The organism is Streptomyces alkaliphilus (assembly GCF_014141535.1).
Classification (GTDB): Bacteria; Actinomycetota; Actinomycetes; order Streptomycetales; family Streptomycetaceae; genus Streptomyces; species Streptomyces alkaliphilus.
Genome location: NZ_VKHT01001180.1, coordinates 1 through 1371 on the forward strand (window position 1 = coordinate 1; position 1371 = coordinate 1371).

Here is a 1371-nt window from a genome sequence, read left to right on the forward strand (position 1 = left end):
CTCCGCCCCCTCTCACGACCGCCGCCGCGGCCACCGGCACGCCCCCGGGCGCCGACTCCCTCTCCTCCGTGCTCTCCGCCGCCGCGGCCACCGCCACCGCCTCCGGCGAGGACACCCGGCTCCCCGTCACCGTCCTCTCCGGCTTCCTCGGCGCCGGCAAGACCACCCTGCTCAACCGGATCCTCGCCAACCGCCGCGGCCTGCGCGTCGCGGTCGTCGTCAACGACATGAGCGAGATCAACATCGACGCCTCCCTGGTCCGTGAGGGCAGCGCCCTCTCCCGCACCGAGGAACGCCTGGTCGAGATGACCAACGGCTGCATCTGCTGCACCCTGCGCGAGGACCTGGTGGAGGAGGTGGAACGCCTCGCCCGGCAGGGACGGTTCGACCACGTGCTGATCGAGTCCAGCGGCATCTCCGAACCCATGCCGGTCGCCGCCGGCTTCGCCTTCCCCCTCCCCGACGGGGACGGCACCGTCCTCGGCGACCTCGCCCGTCCGGACACCATGGTGACCGTCGTCGACGCCCGCAACTTCCCGCGCGAACTGGCCCGGGGCGACGACCTGCGGGAACGCGACCTGGCCACCGCCGAGGACGACGACCGCACCATCAGCGACCTGCTGGTGGACCAGGTCGAGTTCGCCGACGTCATCCTGCTCAACAAGATCGACCTCGTGGACCCCGCCGAGGCCGACAGCCTGGAGCACCTGCTGCGGCGCCTCAACCCCGCCGCCCGGATCCACCGCACCGAACACGGCCGGATCGACCCCTCCCTGGTCCTGGGCACCGGCCTGTTCGACCCGGTGAAGGCCGAACAGGCGCCGGGTTGGGTGGCCGAACTCAACGGCGACCACGTCCCGGAGACCGAGGAGTACGGCATCTCCTCCCTGGTCTTCCGCGACCCCCGCCCCTTCCATCCCGAGCGGCTGTGGAACCTGCTCACCGGCCCGCTGGACCGCGGCGAGCACGGCACGGTGATGCGCTCCAAGGGCTTCTTCACCCTCGGCTCGCGCCCCGGCGTGACCGGCCTGTGGTCACAGGCCGGCGCCGTCGCCCGCTTCGAACCGCTGGAGATGAACGGTCCGGATCCCCACGGGCACGGACACGACCACGGGCACGGGCACGGGCACGGACACGGGCACGGGCACGGGCACGGCGCTTCCGCGGAGCCGGTCGCCGGCCGGGGTCAGGAACTGGTGTTCATCGGCATCTCGCTGCGCCCCGACTCCCTGCGCGAGGCCCTGACCGCCTGCCTGCTCACCGACGCCGAACGGGAACGCGCCGCCCTCGACCCGGACTCCCTCCCCGACCCCTTCCCGGCCTGGAACCTCTGCGACACCGACCACTGAACCGGTCCGACCGACCACCGGC

The 1371-nt window shown here is 72.6% G+C and carries 1 protein-coding gene; it reads left to right on the forward strand.

Features of this window, described 5'->3' with window-relative positions:
- Positions 1-68 precede the first annotated feature (68 nt).
- Entirely contained in the window at positions 69-1349 is a 1281-nt protein-coding gene (locus tag FNQ90_RS23270) for a GTP-binding protein (RefSeq protein WP_182608150.1), read from the forward strand.
- Positions 1350-1371: the final 22 nt, after the last annotated feature.